We start from the raw sequence: 18,286 nt of genomic DNA on the forward strand, positions 1-18,286 counted from the left end.
CTGTTTAGCATAAGCATGCGCCGACAATGATCAGTAGTATGAATAAGACTACGATTAAAGCGAAGCCGCCGCCGAAACCACAACCGCCGCCACCGCCATAACCTCCATAACCATAACTTGGTGCAGCGGATACTGGATAACAACAATCTTGGGTGTAACCTCCATAATACATAATTATACCTCCGTTTTATATTTTGGGATTCAACCATCTTGATTTGAAATGGTTTAATACAGCCTATGCGGTAGGGGTTGAATCGTGTAGGCTCTAACCCAGACTTGAAAAATATCCTGTTTTCGGTAGTGGAACGCGTGTAGTGACTGCTATTAAATTCAGATGTGGGAATTTCTTAAAAACATCCTAATAGAAGGATCAGAGGGAGTGTTAGTTTTGAAGCTTTATCGTCTATACGTCGTTTTGTTTGTTTCTGTCATAATGATGACCGGATGTATGAATAGCGGTTCACCTGAGGAAAGAGTCGTTAAAATTCTAGACAAGACAGTTGAGAAAGAAAGTAATTTTACAGAGAAACAAGAGCCTTTAAATGATTTGGAAAAAGAAGAAAAAGAAATATATGAAAAAATCATCAAACTCGGGATGAAAGAGTATGACCAAATCGTGGAACTTTCCGACGAAGCATTAAAAAATATCGAAAAACGAGAAGAGTTAATCGAAAAAGAAAAAGATAGTATGGATGCCTCGAAAAAGCAATTCGACAAAATGGAAGGGCAAACTGATAAAATTGAAGATCAAAAGGTAAAAAAAGAAGCTGTCAAAATGGAAAAGACAATGAATGAACGATATGAAAAATATGAGGACGTATACAAAACCTATCAACAAAGCTTAGCGAATGATAAGCAACTATATGAACTATTCAAAAAAGAGGATCTAAAAATGGATGAACTCCAAAGTCAAATTGATAAAATTAATACAACATATGAAAAAGTTGTGAAAGCCAATGAGAAATTTAATGCGGTAACAACAAAATATAATCAAGAAAAAGATAGCTTTTATGAAACGGCAGGCATAAAAAAAACGGACTCTGACAAAGATTAAAGAAGAGGAATAAGGCTATGGGCATTGCTCATAGCCTTATGTGCGTTTGGTTAAGAAAATAAAATGATCAGATTTCCGTTAAAAAGTGAAAAAACTCAACGGAAATATTTTCTGACCTGTACTAAGGGAAAATAAATAAAGAAATTCTAACAGTTGAGACGATTGAAAGTATATAAAGTTTTCTTACAATACTATTCAAAAGTTGGAAATGCCTTTAGATAAAGGTCATGATTGATTCTTTAGGAATAGGAGTTGAAGCGAAATACTATCCTTTGGCACCTTACGGGAGCTAAAAGTGGCAAAGTTTATAGTACAGATGCATGACGAAAACTATAACAGATGGTCGATTAGTGGAAAATAAAACTAATAAAATTTTGAATGTAGGGAAGTATAAGTGATTGACTTGATGTTAATTCATCTTGTACACTAAATTTACCAAAGTTCTTGTATCATATTTCTTGATTATTTTATTGGTACAGCTTAAGATTAAGACATAAATACGATTCCCTTGTTTGAGAGATTATTCTTAAGGGGAAAATAAAACAATAAGTTCTTGAAGAAACTATAAGACAAATCATTTTGCTTTATAGAATAATAATTACTAACCTTTTTAATGAAAGGATGAGGTGCCAAATGGCTCAGAAAACTAAACAGGCTAAAATTAATGTTCAAGACCAGCTGAAAAAAGTTGAAGAACAATTTGAAATGTTTCAAATCTTAAATGAAGAGGGAGAAGTCGTGAACGAAGCGGCAATGCCTGACTTAAGTAATGAACAATTACAGGAATTGATGCGCCGTATGGTATATACACGGATATTGGATCAACGTTCTATTTCCCTTAACAGACAAGGAAGATTAGGTTTTTATGCGCCTACCGCAGGGCAGGAGGCCTCTCAGATAGCTTCTCAATTTGCTTTGGAGAAAGAGGACTTCATTCTTCCAGGGTATCGTGATGTTCCACAAATCGTTTGGCATGGCCTGCCACTTTGGCAAGCTTTCTTATTCTCAAGAGGACATTTTAAAGGGAATCAAATACCGGAAGATGTGAATGTCCTTTCACCACAGATCATTATCGGCGCCCAATATATTCAAGCTGCCGGCGTAGCACTTGGTCTTAAGAAGCGTGGTAAAAAAGCTGTCGCGATAACATATACGGGCGATGGAGGAACTTCACAAGGGGATTTCTATGAAGGAATCAACTTTGCCGGAGCATTTAAAGCGCCAGCTATATTCATTGTACAAAATAATAGGTTTGCAATCTCAACACCTGTCGATAAGCAGTCTGCAGCTAAAACATTGGCCCAAAAAGGGGTGGCTGCTGGTATTCCAGGCATTCAGGTAGACGGCATGGACGCATTAGCGGTTTATACTGCAGTGAAAGAAGCACGTGAGCGCGCCATAAATGGAGAAGGCCCAACACTGATTGAAACCTTGACTTACCGTTATGGACCTCACACTATGGCTGGGGATGATCCAACGCGTTACCGGACAACGGATTTGGATAATGAGTGGGAACAAAAGGATCCACTTGTTAGACTTCGTAAGTTCTTGGAAAATAAAGAGCTTTGGAATGAAGAATTAGAGAATGAAACGATAGAGAAAGCAAAAGAAGATATAAAAGAAGCAATCAAAAAGGCTGACGCAGAACCAAAACAAAAAGTGACAGACCTTATTTCAATCATGTTTGAAGAAATGCCTTACAACCTAAAAGAACAATATGAAATTTATAAAGAAAAGGAGTCGAAGTAAGCCATGGCTCAATTGACGATGATTCAAGCAATTACAGATGCATTACGTACAGAACTTAAAAATGATGAGAATGTACTCGTTTTTGGAGAAGATGTCGGCGTTAATGGAGGAGTGTTCCGGGCGACTGAAAATCTTCAAAAAGAGTTCGGTGAAGAACGTGTTTTCGATACACCCCTTGCAGAATCAGGCATCGGTGGATTGACAGTCGGTCTTTCCTTACAAGGTTTCCGTCCTGTTCCTGAATTACAATTCTTTGGATTCATTTATGAAGTAATGGATTCAGTCAGTGGACAGCTTGCTCGTATGCGTTACCGTTCAGGCGGTCGCTACAATGCACCGGTTACCATTCGTTCTCCATTTGGCGGTGGAGTTCATACTCCTGAAATGCATGCGGATAGTCTAGAAGGATTAATGGCTCAGCAACCTGGATTAAAGGTAGTTATTCCTTCCACTCCATACGATGCAAAAGGTTTGTTGATTTCAGCAATTCGCGACAACGATCCTGTCATTTTCCTTGAACACATGAAATTATATCGCTCTTTCCGTCAGGAAGTTCCTGAGGAAGAATATACGATTCCATTAGGAAAAGCAGATGTAAAACGAGAAGGAACGGACTTATCCATTATTACGTATGGTGCGATGGTGCAGGAATCCATCAAGGCTGCGGAAGAATTGGCTAAAGAAGGACATTCGGTAGAAGTGGTCGACCTTCGTACTGTTTCTCCATTGGATATTGATACGATTATTGCCTCTGTTGAAAAAACGGGACGGGCCATTGTCGTTCAAGAAGCCCAAAAACAAGCTGGTGTAGCAGCACATGTTGTAGCAGAAATTAACGAACGTGCTATTTTAAGTCTGGATGCTCCCGTTTTACGAGTGACGGCTGCCGATACAGTTTTCCCATTTTCTCAGGCTGAAACGGTATGGCTTCCAAATTATAAAGATATTATCGAAACAGCGACAAAAGTGTTGAAATTCTAATTACTTTTAATGAGAAGAATGAAAGTAAAGGCTTTGGAGAGTCTTTCTCATTAGTAGAAATACATGACAAAGGGCTTTATTCAAAGCCCTAAGTATGATTTAATATAGGAGGTTGAATTCAGTGGCATTCCAATTTAGACTCCCTGATATCGGAGAAGGTATACACGAAGGTGAAATAGTAAAATGGTTTGTTAAACCAGGAGATACGATTCAAGAAGATGACGTACTTTGTGAAGTTCAGAACGATAAAGCTGTAGTCGAAATTCCATCACCGGTGAAAGGTACCGTTGAAGAAATTCTTGTTCAAGAAGGAACGGTGGCTGTAGTCGGAGATGTACTTGTCACTTTTGATGCTCCTGGGTATGAAGATCTTCAGTTTAAAGGGGATCATGGGGAAGAAGCGAAAGCAGAAGGTGATAAAGATACTGAAGCTCAGGTTCAAGCTACTGCTGAAGGCGGACAGAAAGTCAATAAAGAAGCTGCACCGGTTCAGGAAAATAGTGAAGAAACGGGCGCAGGAGCTCAACCAAAGGCGGGATCTCAGCCACAGGTTGAAGCAGATCCTACACGACGTATCATTGCCATGCCTTCTGTTAGAAAGTATGCACGGGAACAAGGGGTAAATATTCGCGAGATTACTGGCTCAGGAGATAATGGCCGCGTCATGAAAGAAGATATAGATGCTTTCAAAAATGGCACATCCGCTTCAAAAGAACCAGCTCGTCAAAGTGATGATGCTTCACAACAAATAGATTCGGATACGAAAGAAGATAATACGAAAGTGGCAATTCCAGAAGGGCAATACCCTGAAACGCGCGAAAAAATGAGCGGCATGAGAAAAGCGATTGCCAAGGCAATGGTTAAGTCGAAACAGACGGCTCCTCATGTTACATTAATGGATGAAATTGATGTGACGATGCTAGTTGCCCATCGTAAGAAATTCAAGGATATTGCTGCAGAAAAAGGAATCAAGCTTACATTCCTACCTTATGTTGTTAAAGCCTTAACTAGTGCATTACGTGAATTTCCTATGCTTAATACATCATTTGATGATGAAACAAGTGAGATTATCCATAAACACTATTACAATATCGGAATTGCGGCAGATACAGAAAAAGGTCTGTTAGTTCCAGTTGTAAAAGATGCAGATCGAAAATCAACTTTTGCTATTTCACAAGAAATTAATGAATTAGCTGCGAAAGCTCGTGATGGTAAGTTGGCTTCCAATGAAATGAAAGGCGCTTCTTGCTCCATCACGAATATCGGTTCCGCAGGCGGTCAATGGTTCACACCTGTAATCAATCATCCAGAAGTTGCCATTCTAGGGATTGGACGCATTGCCGAAAAAGCAATTGTTCGCGACGGGGAAATTATCGCCGCTCCAGTTCTGGCATTATCACTTAGCTTTGATCACCGTATTATTGACGGGGCCACTGCTCAGCATGCATTAAATCACATCAAAAAGTTATTGAACGACCCAGAATTATTGTTAATGGAGGCGTAAACAATGGTAGTAGGAGATTTTCCGATCGAAACAGATACATTAGTAATAGGTTCAGGACCTGGGGGGTATGTTGCCGCAATTCGCGCAGCACAGCTTGGACAAAAAGTAACAGTTGTTGAAAAAGGATCAATTGGCGGAGTTTGTTTGAACGTAGGTTGTATCCCTTCAAAAGCGATGATCTCAGCAGGTCACCGTTTCCATAATGCTCAGCATTCAGAAGATATGGGGATCTTTGCGGAAAAGGTTTCTGTTGACTTTTCTAAAGTGCAAGCATGGAAACAATCTGTTGTAAATAAATTGACAGGTGGCGTAAGTAGCCTATTAAAAGGAAATAAAGTTGAGGTCGTGTCAGGAGAAGCTTACTTCGTAGATGAAAATAGCATCCGTGTCATGAATGAAGACTCAGCTCAAACATATACATTTAAAAACGCGATTATCGCAACTGGTTCTACACCAATCGAAATCCCGTCATTTAAATATACTAAACGTGTACTTAATTCTACTGGTGCTCTTGCTTTGGAAGAATTACCAGGTTCAATCGTCGTTATCGGCGGAGGGTACATTGGTACAGAGCTTAGCGGCGCATTAGCAAGCTTTGGAACGAAAGTAACGATCCTTGAAGGTACAGAAGAAATTCTTTCTGCAGGTTTTGAAAAACAAATGGCAGCCCTAGTTAAAAAGAACCTTAAAAACAAAGGTGCTGAAATTGTTACAAAAGCTCTTGCTAAAGGCGTGGAAGAAACTGAAACTGGCGTTACGGTTACTTATGAAGTAAAAGGCGAAGAGAAAAAAGTTGAAGCGGATTATGTGTTAGTGACAGTAGGTCGCCGTCCGAATACATCTGAAATCGGTCTTGAACAAGTCGGCATCAAAATGACGGACAGAGGCTTGATTGAAATTGATAAACAATGTCGTACAAATGTGAAAAACATTTACGCGATTGGTGATATCGTTTCTGGACCTCAATTAGCACATAAAGCTTCTTATGAAGGAAAAATCGCAGCGGAAGCTATCGCTGGCGAGTCTTCTGAAATTGACTACCTAGCGATTCCGGCTGTGGCATTCACTGAACCGGAACTTGCTTCTGTAGGTTATAATGAAAAAGACGCGAAAGAAGCAGGAATCGAAGCATTAGCTTCTAAATTCCCGTTCGCTGCAAATGGACGTGCTCTTTCATTGAACAGCACGGACGGTTTTGTGAAGCTTATTACCCGTAAAGAAGACGGATTGGTAATTGGCGCACAAATCGCCGGACCAAACGCTTCTGATATGATTGCAGAACTTGGTTTAGCTATCGAGGCAGGAATGACTGCTGAAGATATCGCGATGACAATTCATGCGCATCCAACTTTAGGGGAAATCACAATGGAAGCTGCTGAAGTAGCCCTTGGAACTCCTATCCATATCATCAAATAATTATTTTCCCAAAAAGCATACTGCCCTTCCTGGGCAGTGTGCTTTTTTTTCGTTATAAGTTAAGGTTACCGATCCGAAATACTTAATGAAATGTGAAGACGGGCATATATTTATAAAGAATATGATCCGTTTTAATAGGGAAAAAGGTTTGAAATTTGTAGAATAGGATAAAAAAATAGCAGGAGCGGTGTGACTTGAGAACAAGTTTGCCGAAATAAAGCAACGGCCAATTGTTCATATAAATGGGGTGGATCACTTGAAAGATTATCTTGTCATCCTTTTTCAACTAATTGTTTGGAGTGGATATACGGTGGTTGAATGGCTGTCAGTCAATGATCGTTTTGTTTTTAAAGTATTCATGTTTTTGGTCTTTTCTTATTTAGCCATTTATATCGGAAAAATGATACTGAAATCCAATAGAAGGACGTTGCTAGTCACCGTTATCAGTTTACTCTGTTATGGTGTATTGCAAATCCTTTTAGAAACATTAGTACCTGTTTATTGAATGAGGTTTACGCCGTGATGCGACTTATACCAATGGAGGAATTATGCTTATCAGACCCTTGTGCATGTTTGCGATGATATCACTTGTATTGATGGGGTGTAATGGAATGGATGTTACCCCTGTACAAAATCAAAAAACCGTCGAAACATCGAGCAATATCAAAAATGAACAAAAAGAAGTAGAGCTTAGTGAGAAACAGGAGGAACCAATTGAAAAAGGGAAGGCAGAAGAGGAGAAGGTTCAAGTCCAATATCGTTTGAATGAGGCAAATTGGTCATTTGAACCAATTAAAGATGCTGATCCGAAAGTTGTCCTTTTGACATTTGATGATGCACCTGATAAATATTCACTAGACATTGCAAAAACGCTCCATGAGCTTCAAGTGCCAGCTATATTTTTTGTGAATGGCCATTTTATTGAAGATGATGAAAAGAAAAAAATATTGAAGGAAATCCATGATATGGGCTTCCTAATTGGGAACCATACATATTCTCACGTTAACTTGAAGGAACAGACTGATGTGGTTCAAAAAAAAGAAATCGTTAAATTAAATGATTTGGTAGAAGAAATCGTTGGTGAGCGGCCCAAATTCATCCGGGCTCCGTTCGGGACGAATACCGAATATTCCAAAGGAATTGCGAAACAAGAAAAAATGTTGGTTATGAACTGGACCTATGGCTATGATTGGGAAAAAGAGTATCAAAATGATAAGGCTTTAACGAATATCATGTTAAATAGTCCATATTTATCGAATGGAGCGAACTTATTGATGCATGATCGGAAATGGACGCATGACGCGATTGAAGATATCGTAAATGGTTTTCAAAAAAAAGGCTACACATTCCTTGATCCCAGATTAATAGAAACCCCTGCATAAAAGTATCTATTAATCATTCGAAATCGGTCTCATTGATTATTACTTTGCGATTAAAAAGGCACTCGGGAAATATTCCGAATGCCTTTTATGATGAACAACAGTTCAGGACTTTGCTTTTATAGAATCTTATTCGCTTGTCTATAGCTGTCAATCATTGCACATATTATCACAATAGGGGCAAGAATGAACCCTATGGAGACGAACGCAAGTAAGCAAGACACTAAATATGCCAAAGCAAAAAATATACCTCTTTTAAATAGCTTTCTGTCTCTTGATGCCCATTCCCAACTAGGATGTAAGCTTAAGAATAGATGCCCAGCACCAGGAACCCAAAAAGATATTATGAGTGTGATTAGTTTCTTCAAACCATTTCCTCCTAATAATACAAATAATACATCCATCAACATTAAGTTAATTCACTTGATAGGTCAATAATCATGACTCATTATTATTGTAACCAAAAGAAAAAAGCATTCAAGGAGAATGCTTTTGGTTCCTTTTTCGTATAATCTACCCGTATTGATAAGTTGAGATTCGAAATAAGGTCATAAATTATTATTGCAGAAGTATAACCATCCATTAAATAATGATTCTTTCACGTACCTTACCAAAGAAAAAATGATTGGAAATTGTGACTATTTTAGACTTAGCCTTAATATAGATGTCTATATCCTTATACGAATGCCTTAAGGGGTGTTCATTACTTTCTGGGATAATAATACATGATTCGTTTATTAAAGAGGTGGAGTTGGCCTTGCAATTTTTTTGCGAGGAATTTACATAATTCATTAGCTTTGCCTTTATCCCCGAATGTAGCTGTTTCAGGAAGAGTGAATTGGATATATGATTGAATCCGTTCCATGCCGTCCTCATCTTGAATGATTTCTTGGTCGACCCCAATTAATATCATATGATAACGGTCGACATTGGACTGTAAATAAATCATGTTCCCCTTCATTTCATCCGGCTCTTTCATATCATAAGGAAAGGCTTTTTTATCATAGTCCCAATCCAGTTGCTTTCCTGTTTTTGAGGTGACCATTTGGTAATAGGTGAGTAATTCCTTCACGTCCTCAATCGTGACATTGGTTTTCACAGACTCCGGGACTAGTTTGATATAGGCATTTTCAATCATTATTCAGCCTCCTTTTCCTTGTTTTCTTTATAATAGATTAACATTAAATGGATATTTTATATACCTATCTATATGTAACTGTAATTGGGATAATTCCTTCCTCACATTCTCAAACCAGATACAGTTTTATGGTAAAATATGTAATAACAGGTTGACAAATAGCCTTTTTTATTTGTAAAATTTAAACAATTAATATTCTTCCAGGAGTGAGATGAATATGACTATACATGGTATCGATTCAATTGTAGTTGCTACAAAAAAGGGGCTGTATCGCTTTATTTAAAGTGATGCAGCTCCTTTACTATGTTAAAGGGGTGTAGGGCATGATTCTTACTGGTGAGGATTTAACGGTAAATCTATCAAAAAAGGTCATATTTGAGAAGGAAAAGGTCACCCTCTCCCAAAATGCTCTGGAAAATGTTTTGAATAGCAGGAAAGCAGTAGAAAAAATTGTCTTGGATAAACGCATACTATACGGGATTACGACTGGGTTTGGGAAATTCAGTGATGTATTTATCGATACCGAAGATGTAAAACAACTACAATATAACCTCATCCAATCTCATGCCTGTGGAGTAGGAAGCCCATTTCCCGAAAGTGTTTCCAGAGCTATGCTACTACTTCGGGCAAATGCTCTCGCTAAAGGCTTTTCAGGCGTGAGACTTGAAGTCATCTCTACTTTATTGGCACTTTTACATGCAGAGATACATCCGGTTATCCCACAGCAGGGATCTCTTGGTGCAAGTGGGGATTTAGCTCCACTTTCACATTTAGCGCTTGCATTAGTGGGGGAGGGAGAGGTCTTTTATAAAGGAGAAATTGTGAATGCTTCCGTGGCCATGAAACTGGAAAGCATTTCACCAATCGAGTTGGAAGCCAAAGAAGGGCTCGCACTAATCAATGGTACGCAGGCCATGACGGCGATGGGGGTGGTGGCCTTTCTGGAAGCGGAAAAAATCGGATGGTTGTCTGAAGCGATTGCCGCGATGACTGTCGAAGCATTAAATGGGATTATAGACACGTTTGATGAAAGGATTCACCTAGCAAGAGGATACCCGGAACAGATTGCTGTTGCCAAGAGAATGAGGAAGTGGCTCGAAGGAAGCAGGCTTACTTCCAGGCAAGGGGAAATTCGGGTGCAAGATGCATACTCGCTCCGGTGCATCCCCCAGGTCCTAGGGGCCTCCTGGCAGGTATTCGGATATGTAAAAGAAAAATTGCAAATTGAAATGAATGCAGCCACCGATAATCCGCTGATTTTTGATGGAGGTGACCATGTAATATCCGGGGGGAACTTTCATGGACAGCCGATTGCCTTTGCCATGGATTTCTTAAAGTTAGGGGTTGCGGAAGTTGCAAGCATATCGGAAAGAAGGATTGAGCGGCTCGTTAATCCCCAATTGAATGATCTCCCTCCCTTTTTAAGTGCCAGACCTGGACTGGAGTCAGGTGCGATGATCATGCAATATTGTGCAGCATCACTCGTCTCGGAAAACAAGACGCTAGCTCATCCTGCGAGTGTCGATTCCATTCCCTCATCAGCTAATCAAGAGGACCATGTGAGCATGGGGACCATCGCTGCTAGACATGCTTATGCAATAATCCAGAATACATGGAGGGTGTTGGCGATTGAATGCATTACGGCGATGCAAGGCGTTGAATATAGGGGTACAGAATATATGAGTCCGAAGACTTTTCAATTTTATGAAAAGGCCAGGGAAATTGTACCGACCATTAAGTCTGACCGAATGTTTTCCACTGATATTGAAGCCTGTACCACGTGGTTGAAAACGTATGACTTTACGGAATGGATGCATGACTTTTAGATAAGGGGTGAAAAACATGGGAGCTAAGGAACAAAGGGAAATTGTAAACTACAAAGGTTCTACTCTTCATGCGAAGGGATGGATTCAAGAAGCGGCGATAAGGATGCTGATGAACAATCTTGACCCTCAAGTAGCTGAAAATCCAGAAGAACTGGTTGTATACGGAGGGATAGGCAAAGCAGCTCGAAATTGGGAAAGCTATGACAAAATCATGAAAACGCTACATGAATTGGAGACGGATGAAACCTTATTGGTTCAATCAGGGAAACCTGTGGCCGTTTTCAGAACACACCCGGATGCGCCTCGAGTTTTGTTAGCTAATTCCAACCTCGTGCCGGCCTGGGCCAATTGGGATCACTTTCATGAACTCGATAAAAAAGGATTGATGATGTATGGACAAATGACTGCTGGCAGCTGGATTTATATTGGTAGCCAAGGAATCATTCAGGGGACGTATGAAACATTCTCGGAGCTTGCCAGGCAACATTTCCAAGGGTCATTAAAACATACCATCACCTTGACTTCCGGCCTTGGTGGAATGGGAGGAGCGCAGCCGTTAGCGGTTACCATGAATCAGGGGGTCTGTCTCGCCATTGAAGTGGATGAAACCAAAATCGACCGGAGAATAAAAAACGGTTACCTCGATCGTAAAACATCCGATATGGATGAGGCGATTGCCATTGTGAAAAAAGCAAGGCAGGCGGGTGAACCTTTATCCATCGGTCTGCTTGGAAATGCAGCAGATATTTTGCCACTTCTGATTGAACGTGGATTCATCCCTGACGTATTGACGGACCAAACATCCGCCCATGACCCGTTACATGGCTATATCCCTTCAGGAATGACGGTAGCACAAGCCAGACGTTTTCGACAAGATAATCCGAAGGCATATGTTGTTGCCTCTAAACAAACGATAGCCAGCCATGTTAGATCCATGTTGAGTATGCAGGAAAAGGGGGCCATCACCTTTGATTATGGAAACAACATTCGTCAGATGGCAAAAGATGAAGGCGTGGATCAGGCATTTAGTTTTCCAGGCTTTGTTCCGGCTTATATTCGTCCGCTTTTTTGCGAAGGGAAGGGCCCATTCAGGTGGGCTGCCTTATCGGGAGATCCCGAGGATATTTATAAAATTGATGCAGTCTTGCTCGAAGAATTCAAAGAAAACCAGAATCTATGCAATTGGATAAAACTGGCACAGGCGAAAATCCCTTTTCAAGGCCTTCCAGCCCGAATTTGTTGGCTTGGATATGGAGACAGGGCCAGGCTCGGGAAAATGATTAATGACCTGGTCAAAGCTGGGGAATTGAAAGCGCCGATTGTGATAGGAAGGGATCATTTGGATGCAGGTTCTGTTGCTTCGCCTAACCGTGAAACAGAAGCGATGATGGATGGCAGTGATGCCGTTTCCGACTGGCCAATCTTAAATGCATTAATCAATGCTGTTGGTGGGGCAAGTTGGGTCTCGGTTCATCATGGAGGCGGTGTCGGTATGGGCTATTCGATTCATGCTGGCATGGTGATAGTGGCGGACGGTACGAAGGAAGCGGAAGCAAGGCTTGAACGGGTACTTACATCAGATCCTGGAATGGGTGTGGTGCGCCATGCTGATGCCGGTTACGAACTGGCGATTATGACAGCCAAGGAAAAGGGAATTCATATGCCGATGTTGGGAGAGAAGTAGATGAGTAGACCCATTTTCATAAAAAACGCGGCCCAATTGATCACACTCGACGGGAAGATGAAAGCCCCCAGGATTAAGGCAGAAATGTCAGACTTGCAAATCATCGAAAATGGAAGCGTCTGGCTCGAAGCCGGAATCGTTCAAGCGGTAGGCAGAACGAGTGATTTACTGGAAAAGTACACGCATCGTCTAGCTCAAGCCGAGACCCTAGATGCAACGGGCAAGTTGGTTACGCCTGGTTTGGTAGATCCACATACCCATTTAGTATTTGCCGGAAGCAGGGAAAAGGAGTTTAATCAACGCCTGGAAGGTGCCACTTACATGGATATCATGAATCATGGCGGGGGCATATATGCGACGACCGAGGCTGTGAAAAAAGCGAGTCACACCCAGTTGTTTGAAGAGAGCTTGGAACGCATGAACGGATTTCTTCTACAAGGGGTGACGACAGTCGAGGCGAAAAGTGGCTATGGCTTGGATTGGAACACGGAGAGAAAACAGCTTGAAGTGGCAAAGTTACTTCATGAACAACATCCAATTGATGTTGTTTCAACCTTTATGGGTGCCCATGCCGTCCCCCTACATTTTAAAGAAAACCCTGAAGTTTTTGTTGATTTAATCATTAATGAAATGATCCCTGCAGTTGCACAAGCTAAATTGGCGGAGTTTAACGATGTATTTTGCGAAGAAGGCGTATTCACCCCCGAACAGGCAAAGAAGATCTTGGAGGCCGGAAAGAAATTCGGACTGAAGGCTAAAATTCATGCGGATGAAATCGAGCCGTATGAAGGAGCGGAGCTTGCGGCTGAATTAGGGGCCATTTCAGCAGATCATTTGCTAGAAGCATCGATTACGGGGATGAAGAAGATGGCAAAAGCGGGGGTGGTTGGTGTTTTACTACCGGGAACAGCCTATTTCTTAATGAAAAAATTCGCCGATGCCAGAAAGATGATTGATCTAGGTGTACCGGTCGCCCTTTCCACGGATTGTAATCCGGGTTCTTCGCCGACGGTATCTCTACCTTTCATGATGAATCTTGCTTGTATGAAGATGGGGATGAGTCCTGCTGAAGCGATAACGGCCGTCACAATCAATGCAGCCCATGCCATTGATCGTGCTGAGGAAATCGGGAGCATCGAAGTCGGCAAAAAGGCGGACATCACGATTTTTGACGTAGATCACTTCGCCAAACTTCAGTATTTTTATGGAGTCAATCACACACATACCGTCATAAAAAAAGGAAGAGTCGTTGTGAAAGGGGGAGCGCTTGTTGAGTGACGTTCATCTTCAACCGGCAACTTTTACTTGGAGGAAGGAAGCATTCCCGGCAGCCCACCCAGCGAAGGTCCACCAGTGGATTCGGACAATTGATGAGCAGAGAATGGCAGGAGATATGGATGAACCGGATTGTGTCTTCTTTGGGGCCCCACTATCCAGGTCATCCATCAGCCCATCGGGAGCATCGGAGTTCCCTGATTATTTTCGTCGTTCATGGAAAGGCTTTTCTACCTATAACATGGATTATGATGTGGATTTCTCTGGGATGCAGGTATGGGATTTAGGTGATGCACCCATGCATGGAACGGATATCAGCCTTTGTCATCAGTCGATTAGGGAGACATCCGCTGCTGTTCACGATATGTACCGGAATTCCTTGATTGGTGGAATTGGCGGTGATCATTCTACAACAGCCATGCTGGTGAAAGGAATGAAGCAAATCTATCCTGATAGTAAAATAGGTATCCTGCAATTCGATACGCATCTTGATTTGCGGGATCCTTCAGAAAACGGTCCTACTAATGGTACACCCATGCGTCAGTTGATTGAAGCGGGCATTGTCGAGGGAAAGCATATCCATAATATTGGCTTGCATGGGTTTTATAACACCAGGGATTTAATTGACTATGCAAAGAAGAAAGGAGTCAGGTATGTCCCTTTACGATTAGCCAGGAAGCAAGGTCTTGAACAGGTGATAAAAGAGGCATTAGCTCATTTAAATGATCAAGTGGATATGATTTACGTGACGATTGATATGGATGTTCTCGACATGGCGTTTGCTCCTGGTGTTCCAGCAGCGACTACTGGTGGGATGCAACCGGGGGAATTGCTGGAAGCTGTATTTCTTGCCGGAAGCCATGACAAGGTGAGGGCTTTTGATATCGTATGTTTGGACCCGCTCAGGGATACGCTGAACCAGGCAACGGTACAGATGGGTACTTCTGTTTTTCTGACGATGATATGCGGTCTACAAATCAGGGGGGAATAGCAACGCTAATCAGGACTTGTTTTCCTGAAGCCAATGAAAACAATGGGGAATTTCTAATATTGGAATTTATGAAATAACGAATTGGAAAAATCTATATATGACATACTTTATAGCTTGAAATATTAAATGTGCTATATTATAATGGAATAAAGCGGTTACATTAATCGTTTCATGCATACAATATAGAGGAAGGGGTTGTAAAAATGGGAACTATCGTTTGTCAAACTTGCAACAGCACGATTGATCATTTTGAAGATGAAAAAGTAAGTGTACTTTATACACATAATCACAACTGCCACAGCTGTGATACAGCTGCCTCTAAGGAATAGGACATACAACATTGACTGATAATAGATTTTGAGGGTGTTCCAGGAAATATAACCTGGACGCCCTTTTTCCATGAGGGAAGACCCAATTAAGGAACGATTATGATTGTAAACGACGAGTAAAAACCAGAGCGTATGTCTGATTGCTCTGGTTTTTACCGTTTCTTTAATGTTTAATGATCCGTAAGTATTTAATTTCTGGATCCTCAGGACCTTGGACGGGAAGGCCCACCTCGATATTTTTCTGGATATAGGCAATGTTGTCCTCGGTGATCAGTTCGCCCGGTATGAAAATCGGGATCCCAGGGGGATAGACCATAATAAATTCTGCACTGATCTTTCCTACGGATTCCTCGATAGGCACCACCTCGGTTTCCGCATAGAAGGCCTCTCTTGGCGATAGGGCAAGTGGCGGAGTATCGGGAAGCAGGACTTCGATTCTTCCATGATCGGCAGCCCACTCCTTAAATTCTTCCGATAAGTCTTTAAGGGCATTGATTAATATATCCACTTCCGTTATGGAATCCCCTGGGGTGATCAAACAAAGGATATTATATAAATCAGAGAGCTCCACCTCGATATTATGTTTCTCACGCAACCACTTCTCCACGTCATATCCGGTAATGTCCAATTCTTTAATAGAAATGATTAATTTTGTCGGATCATAACTAAAGGCAGCTTTACTCGCCAATATTTCTTTCCCTACACAATATAAATAAGGAATTTCATTGATTGCGTTCCTTGCATATTCAGCAAGCCTTATTGCACCATCGATCATTTCCCTTCCGTTCGTTGCTAGTTGCCTTCTGGCTGTATCAAGTGATGCAAGAAGGATATAGGATGTCGAGGTCGTTGTGAGCATGCTTAAAATTGCCTGGACCCGATTTGCGGAAACCAGTCCGTCCTTTACATTTAAAACGGAACTGCCCGTCATCGAACCTCCAAGTTTATGAACACTCGTAGCTGCCATATCGGCTCCAGCTTGCATGGCGGATAGTGGCAGTTCTTCATGAAAATGAATATGGACCCCATGTGCTTCGTCAACGAGCACCGGCATATGGTAAGTATGTGCCAACTCCACTATACTCTGCAAGTCTGCCGAAATGCCGAAGTAAGTCGGGTTGATTACCAAAAGTCCTTTGGCATCGCTGTGTTCCTTTAGTGTTTTTTCAACGGCTTCTATAGTTATTCCATGGGAGATTCCCAGGTCTTTATCGATTTCAGGATTAATGAAAATGGGAACGGCACCGGAAAATACGATGGCTGACATAACGGATTTATGTACGTTCCTCGGAACGATGATTTTATCTCCGGGTCCGCAGACCGACATGACCATCGTCATGATTGCACCGCTTGTTCCTTGTACCGAAAAGAATGTATGGTCAGCCCCGAAAGCCTCAGCTGCTAGGTCTTGAGCTTTTTTGATTATTCCTTTTGGCTGATGGAGGTCATCAAGTGGGGCAATATTGATCAAATCTATCGATAAGGCATTTTCCCCGATGAAATCACGAAAATCGGGATCCATCCCTTTCCCCTTTTTATGACCTGGAATATGGAATTGAACAGGATTCTTTTTTGAGTGCTGTAACAAAGCAGTATATAAGGGTGTTTCATTCTGTGACAAATTCTTGTAGCCCCTTTTCAATATAATATATAAAAATACTCCATTTACTGCAGTATATTATTCTGCGTGTCAGCCTCTATTAAATCGGGCTGCGAATTATGGGTAGACATAAAACAAAAGAATTATAGCATGTCTAACAATAAATGCCTAGTTATACTTTTAAACCCTAAAATAGCAAGCTAAGGCGAAAGAATCTATGAAACTAGGCAAATGAAATGTATTAGCGATTGTTGAATGAACTTCCTGATATAGGTGAGTTTATGATTTGAATAAATAAACAGTATTTGCCATAATGATTCGTGTAGAGTATTAAAGAATGGACAAGGGGGAAGATGTTCTTGAAATGGAAAACTCGCGTGACTGATTTATTGGGGATACAGTATCCAATTGTGCAAGGGGGATTGGCACACCTTGCCTATGCGGAATTGGCTGCAGCGGTTTCGAATGCTGGGGGTTTGGGACAGGTAACGGCCATGTCGTTGAATGACCCGGATCAATTGGTTCAGGAAATCCGAAAGACAAAAGCTATGACGGATAAGCCTTTTGGCGTCAATTTCGCCATTGGTCAGCATGGCAGGCCCTATGAACATATGCTTGAGGCAGCGATGAAAGAAGGAATTGCCATTGTCTCGGTAACTGGTGGCAACCCTGCTCCATTTCTAGAATTTCTTAAAGATACGCCTGTAAAGAAGCTTGTGCTAGTTGCCGCAAAGAGGCAGGCCGTCAAAGCCGAACAATTGGGTGCGGATGCTGTGATGGTGGTCGGGCAGGAAGGCGGAGGTCATTTAGGAAGGGATGATATCGGTACATCCATATTGATACCGCAAGTGGTTGACTCCTTGCGCATTCCCGTAATCGCTTCAGGTGGATTCGGGGATGGACGTGGGTTAATGGCTGCATTGGCCCTTGGAGCCGAAGGTATCGAGATGGGTACAAGATTCATTGCTGTCGAGGAATGCGTCCATGCCCATGAATTATATAAAAATGCCTTGGTTTCCGGAACAGAAAATGATACCGTTGTCATTAAGCGTTCAATTGGTGCTCCTGCCCGCGTCATTTCTAATAGCTGGACGGATAAGATTCTTGAAATTGAAAAAGAAAACGGTGGATACGAGCAATTGAAGGATTACATAAGCGGAGAAGCAAACCAAAGGTATATTCATGATGGAATCGAGGACGAAGGCTACGCTTGGGCAGGACAGGTCATGGGGATGATCCATGATGTACCAACGACGGCCCAGCTATTCAAACGTATCATCAGTGAGGCGGAGGCCATTCGCTCAAAGTGGGCTGAGTGAGAAAGTTACCCATTCAACAGGATTTAACTAGAAGGAGTGAA

Annotated in this window: 16 protein-coding genes; 13 read left to right on the top strand and 3 right to left on the bottom strand. The window is 41.6% G+C overall.

Annotated features, from left to right (window positions below):
* Nucleotides 1–4: 4 nt before the first annotated feature.
* The gene (locus ACIQXU_RS06795; protein ID WP_402987726.1) at nt 5–172 is read right to left on the bottom strand and encodes a YjcZ family sporulation protein; all 168 of its coding nucleotides are present in this window, start codon (nt 170–172) and stop codon (nt 5–7) included.
* Nucleotides 173–388: 216 nt separating this feature from the next.
* Here ACIQXU_RS06795 and ACIQXU_RS06800 point away from each other — a divergent pair, with 216 nt between their 5' ends.
* From ACIQXU_RS06800 to ACIQXU_RS06830, 7 genes are all read left to right on the top strand, one after another.
* On the top strand, nt 389–1,054 hold the full coding sequence (locus ACIQXU_RS06800) for a YkyA family protein (RefSeq protein WP_402956133.1): 666 nt from the start codon (nt 389–391) through the stop codon (nt 1,052–1,054).
* 633 nt (nt 1,055–1,687) lie between these two features.
* Nucleotides 1,688–2,803 (top strand): pyruvate dehydrogenase (acetyl-transferring) E1 component subunit alpha, encoded by a 1,116-nt coding sequence (gene pdhA / locus ACIQXU_RS06805; protein WP_402956135.1) that lies wholly within the window; start codon nt 1,688–1,690, stop codon nt 2,801–2,803.
* A gap of 3 nt (nt 2,804–2,806) precedes the next feature.
* Complete coding sequence (locus ACIQXU_RS06810; RefSeq protein WP_402956137.1) at nt 2,807–3,784, top strand: alpha-ketoacid dehydrogenase subunit beta; 978 nt, start codon at nt 2,807–2,809, stop codon at nt 3,782–3,784.
* A gap of 121 nt (nt 3,785–3,905) precedes the next feature.
* Nucleotides 3,906–5,288 carry a dihydrolipoamide acetyltransferase family protein gene (locus ACIQXU_RS06815; RefSeq protein WP_402956139.1) on the top strand — a complete coding sequence of 461 codons (1,383 nt, stop codon included), beginning with the start codon at nt 3,906–3,908 and terminating at the stop codon, nt 5,286–5,288.
* A gap of 3 nt (nt 5,289–5,291) precedes the next feature.
* A complete protein-coding gene (gene lpdA / locus ACIQXU_RS06820) occupies nt 5,292–6,704 on the top strand; it encodes a dihydrolipoyl dehydrogenase (protein ID WP_402987728.1) in 1,413 nt (470 codons plus the stop codon).
* Nucleotides 6,705–6,951: 247 nt separating this feature from the next.
* Nucleotides 6,952–7,209, top strand: coding sequence for a hypothetical protein (locus ACIQXU_RS06825; RefSeq protein ID WP_402868055.1), 258 nt, complete (start codon nt 6,952–6,954; stop codon nt 7,207–7,209).
* A 43-nt stretch (nt 7,210–7,252) separates the two neighbouring features.
* Entirely contained in the window at nt 7,253–8,086 is an 834-nt protein-coding gene (locus ACIQXU_RS06830; RefSeq protein ID WP_402987731.1) for a polysaccharide deacetylase family protein, read from the top strand.
* Nucleotides 8,087–8,786: 700 nt separating this feature from the next.
* Here the strand turns inward: ACIQXU_RS06830 and ACIQXU_RS06835 are convergent.
* Nucleotides 8,787–9,221 (bottom strand): DUF1885 family protein, encoded by a 435-nt coding sequence (locus ACIQXU_RS06835; protein ID WP_402956145.1) that lies wholly within the window; start codon nt 9,219–9,221, stop codon nt 8,787–8,789.
* A 323-nt stretch (nt 9,222–9,544) separates the two neighbouring features.
* On the opposite strand from ACIQXU_RS06835, the gene hutH reads away from it, so the two are divergent.
* The 5 genes from hutH to ACIQXU_RS06860 all read left to right on the top strand — a co-directional run bounded on the left by hutH (nt 9,545) and on the right by ACIQXU_RS06860 (nt 15,326).
* Nucleotides 9,545–11,047, top strand: a complete 1,503-nt coding sequence (gene hutH, locus ACIQXU_RS06840) for a histidine ammonia-lyase (RefSeq protein WP_402987734.1) — start codon at nt 9,545–9,547, stop codon at nt 11,045–11,047.
* 16 nt (nt 11,048–11,063) lie between these two features.
* Nucleotides 11,064–12,731, top strand: coding sequence for a urocanate hydratase (hutU, locus tag ACIQXU_RS06845; RefSeq protein WP_402987737.1), 1,668 nt, complete (start codon nt 11,064–11,066; stop codon nt 12,729–12,731).
* Complete coding sequence (gene hutI / locus ACIQXU_RS06850) at nt 12,732–14,009, top strand: imidazolonepropionase (protein ID WP_402987740.1); 1,278 nt, start codon at nt 12,732–12,734, stop codon at nt 14,007–14,009.
* Nucleotides 14,002–14,997, top strand: a complete 996-nt coding sequence (locus ACIQXU_RS06855; RefSeq protein ID WP_402987743.1) for an agmatinase family protein — start codon at nt 14,002–14,004, stop codon at nt 14,995–14,997. Before hutI ends, ACIQXU_RS06855 begins: the two co-directional genes overlap by 8 nt.
* A 203-nt stretch (nt 14,998–15,200) precedes the next feature.
* Nucleotides 15,201–15,326 (top strand): GapA-binding peptide SR1P, encoded by a 126-nt coding sequence (locus ACIQXU_RS06860; RefSeq protein WP_402868072.1) that lies wholly within the window; start codon nt 15,201–15,203, stop codon nt 15,324–15,326.
* 163 nt (nt 15,327–15,489) lie between these two features.
* Here ACIQXU_RS06860 and ACIQXU_RS06865 read toward each other — a convergent pair whose 3' ends face one another.
* Nucleotides 15,490–16,947: an aminotransferase class I/II-fold pyridoxal phosphate-dependent enzyme gene (locus tag ACIQXU_RS06865; RefSeq protein ID WP_402956153.1), complete on the bottom strand. Its 1,458-nt coding sequence runs from the start codon at nt 16,945–16,947 to the stop codon at nt 15,490–15,492.
* A gap of 338 nt (nt 16,948–17,285) precedes the next feature.
* Between ACIQXU_RS06865 and ACIQXU_RS06870 the strand changes: the two genes are divergently transcribed.
* On the top strand, nt 17,286–18,245 hold the full coding sequence (locus ACIQXU_RS06870) for an NAD(P)H-dependent flavin oxidoreductase (protein WP_402987746.1): 960 nt from the start codon (nt 17,286–17,288) through the stop codon (nt 18,243–18,245).
* Nucleotides 18,246–18,286 lie beyond the last annotated feature (41 nt).

It is taken from the genome of Peribacillus sp. NPDC097284 (genome assembly GCF_044761765.1).
In the GTDB taxonomy this organism is placed as follows: Bacteria; Bacillota; Bacilli; order Bacillales; family DSM-1321; genus Peribacillus.